The organism is Terrisporobacter muris (genome assembly GCF_024621905.1).
In the GTDB taxonomy this organism is placed as follows: Bacteria; Bacillota; Clostridia; order Peptostreptococcales; family Peptostreptococcaceae; genus Terrisporobacter; species Terrisporobacter muris.
Map to the genome: position 1 here is coordinate 1 of NZ_JANKBY010000344.1, position 3,664 is coordinate 3,664.

Consider the following 3,664-nt stretch of genomic DNA (forward strand, 5'->3'; position numbering starts at 1 on the left):
GAAATTATTGTTAACAGATATCACGTATATGCCTTATGGCAATGGAAAAATGGCATATTTATCTACGATAAAAGATTCATCAACTAATGAAATATTATCACATTATTTATCAAAAAGTTTAGCTATAGAAATTGCTACTAAAACTATTGATAAATTAGTTGAGTTTAAATCATTTAAACTACATAAAGATGCGTTTATTCACTTTGATTAGGGCTCTTAGTATACTAGTCCAATTTTTCAAAAGTTACTTAAAAAGAATAATTTAGAGCAATCGATGTCTAGAAAAGGTAATTGTTGGAATAATGCTCCGCAGGAGTCATTCTTTGGTCATATGAAAAACGAGATTGATTATAAAAGTTGCAATACATTTGAAGAGTTACAGATTTTAGTAGATGACTATATAGATTATTATAATAATTTCAGATACCAATGGAATTTAAAAAAGCTGACTCCTATTCAATTTAGAAATCAGCTTTTGATGGCGTCTTAGCCATGTCTTTTTTCTTGTGTCCTTGACAAAGGATCCACTTTATTTAGACTTAGAGTTTTTTTCTTATAATCTATTTAAATATTTTATTAAATAATCTATTTTCTTCTACTGCCATAGTTAAATCTACTAATCTACTAGTGTCACCAATTAGTATAACTCCACTTAATCGGTTATTTACAAAGTAGTATTTTTCATAAGTTTGTTTTTTCTCATCTGCAAATTCTACTGTTTTATATTTTTTATTTGGATCTTTTCCATTATCCCCTATGACAAATAGTGAAGTGTCCATACCGTTGAAAGTAAGTCCTGCACTAACTGTTTCATATGTTACAGAATCTCCTGCCGCATTTGCTCCTGCAACTTTCCCCATTTCTACAGCTTGTGGCCAAATAGCATAATTTATATTTTCAAATTCTGCGCAGTCTCCACACGCATATATATCTGATTTATTAGTTTCCATCTTTTCATTTACAACTACTGCTTTATTTACATTTATTCCACAAGATGATGCTAAAGATACATTAGCCCTAACACCACAAGAAATCACTACCAAGTCTGCTGATATTATTTCTCCATCACCAAGCTTAACTCCTGTAACACCATCTTCACCTTCAATGCTATCAATTTTAACATTTAATTTTAAGTCTATCCCTGATTCTTTAATTATATCAGCTAAAAAGTCTCCTGACCTTTCATCTAATTGTCTAGGCATTAGACTAGGTGCAAGTTCTAATACAGTTACATTACATTTAGCTTTGCTAAGTTCCCAAGCAGCCTCTAATCCTAGTACTCCTCCACCTATTACTACTGCATTTTTAACACTTGGAAGTATATCATTTATTTTATCAGTATCAGAAATTCTTCTAATTGCTATTACTCCTTCTTTTTCATTCCCAGCAATTGGTGGTATAAATGATTCTGAACCTAATGCATAAATACATTTATCGTATTTAAGCTTCATATCACCATCTAAAGTTACTATTTTTTCTTCAGTATTTATATCTATTACATTTTTATCTAATATATTAGTTATGTTATTTTCCTTGTACCATTCTTCGTTATAAATTGCTAATTGATTAGCATCAAATTTAGCAATCATGCTTTTAGTAAGCATTGGTCTATTATAACTTAATACATTTTCATTTGATATCATAACTATATTACAAGTATTGTTTCTTTCTCTTATAGCTTTTGCAGCATTTATACCAGCAGCACCATTACCAAGAATTAAGAATATCTCATTTGTATCCTTCTTAAAGTTACTTTCTTCCACATTAACTGGTATAAAGTTTTCTCTTCCAACACCACATACTGGGCATATGTCTAAACTAGCATCAAATATTTCTCCACAAACTACACATTTTACTAGCGGAGTTTCTGTTACTTTATTTTTAACTCTTTTATTTTCCTTATTTAATAATATACATCCAAAATTAAACCCATATTCATATGCATCTTTTAAATCCTTTTTACCTGGTTTAAACTTAACTCTAAATCCATCTACAACTTTCATTCTAAGTTGTTTTAATCTTTCTATAATATGAGGTACTCCTTCACCACTCCATCCATAACTACCAAAAGCACTAGCAAGTTTACCTCCATGAGTTCCAGCAAATATCGAAGTTGTTAAATCCCAAATAGGTTTTAATGCTTCTCCCACAATTGTTGGTGTTCCAAATAATAATCCATCTGCAAAACCTATTTCTTCTAAAACTTTAGCTGTATCACTTTCAACTAAATCATAAATTCTAACATCTATTTCTCCACTATCTTTTATACCTTTTTCTATTTCATGTGCTAATTCTTTTGTATATCCATAAGCGCTAACATAAGGTATTATCACTGTTTTTCTTGGATTTGGATTTATAACCGTGCACCATTTTTTATAAGTTTCTTTTATTTCATCAATTCTACAATCTATTACTGGTCCATGACCTGTACATATCATATCTATCTTTAAGTCTTTTATTTTACCTAAAGCTTTTAACATATGTGGTTTAAATGGACCTATTATGTTATCAAAGTAATATTTTGTAGCTCTCATATATCCTTCATTATCAGTCAATTTACTTAATACTATATCATCTAAGCAGTAGTGAGAACCAAATGAGTCACATGTGATTAAGGTTTCATCTTCTTCTATGTAAGTATACATAGTATCAGGCCAATGTAAGTGCGGTACTGAAATAAATCTTAAAGTTTTATCTCCAACTTTTAAGATATCGTTATCCTTGACAGTTAAACTATAGAAGTCATGATTAACTATATTCTTTAAGAAGTTTATTGCAACTGTACTTCCTACTACTTTTATATTTGGATTCATATCTATTAATTTTTCCACACTACCTGCATGATCTGGTTCAGTATGATTGACAACAATATAATCAATCTTATTTATATCTACTATTTGTTTTAAACGTTCTAAATAAGATTGGAAAAATTTAGCCTTTGCTGTTTCAAATAATATGACTTTGTCACCAGTTTTTAATACATAAGAATTATAACTAGTCCCAAACTCCGTCTCCATAATAATATCAAAGATCCTTAAATCCTTATCTAGTATTCCTGCCCAATAAAAATCTTTTTTTAATTCCTTATAATCCATAATCTACCTCCACTTATTTGTATATTAAGTATAATAATTTAGTCTAATTTTTATCCCCTATTCAGATGTTAAATTCTGTTATTTTTTTATTATATCTCTACCCTTTATTATAGTATATAAACTCATTTATAGGATAATTGTTAAATTTTATACAAAAAAAATAGGTCCAATTTTGAACCTATTAATATTATCTATGCTTAATCTAATTGTTTTAATTTAAAGTAGATTTTTACATTCATTGCAAATTTTATTTTCTACTGAATTTTTTGATCCACAAACTTCACAAAATACATGAGTAAAATCCTTTAGCATATAACCGCAGTCTTGACAAAAATTAACATTGTCGTAATTAATTTCTCCACACTTATTGCAAATTTGAACTTCACTAATATCTTTTCTTACCTCCACCATGCTTACAGCCTCCCCTTTTTTAATTTTCTGACTATCATGCACACTATTTACTTTTATTATAGTACTTTTTTATATAATTAACAATATCGTATATCATATTTATTATTTTTTTGTTATTAGTATGTCATATTTCATTTGTATGGCTTTCTTTGGTCAAT

2 protein-coding genes and 1 pseudogene are annotated in these 3,664 nt (G+C 28.6%); 1 reads left to right on the forward strand and 2 read right to left on the reverse strand.

Features of this window, described 5'->3' with window-relative positions:
* Positions 1-490 (forward strand): annotated as a pseudogene (locus NSA58_RS17435) (IS3 family transposase); the annotation flags it as partial.
* Positions 491-560: 70 nt separating this feature from the next.
* Here NSA58_RS17435 and NSA58_RS17440 read toward each other — a convergent pair.
* Positions 561-3,095, reverse strand: a complete 2,535-nt coding sequence (locus NSA58_RS17440) for an FAD-dependent oxidoreductase (RefSeq protein ID WP_039680372.1) — start codon at positions 3,093-3,095, stop codon at positions 561-563.
* A gap of 216 nt (positions 3,096-3,311) precedes the next feature.
* Positions 3,312-3,506: a double zinc ribbon domain-containing protein gene (locus NSA58_RS17445; protein WP_039680373.1), complete on the reverse strand. Its 195-nt coding sequence runs from the start codon at positions 3,504-3,506 to the stop codon at positions 3,312-3,314.
* Between the last annotated feature and the right edge of the window lie 158 nt (positions 3,507-3,664).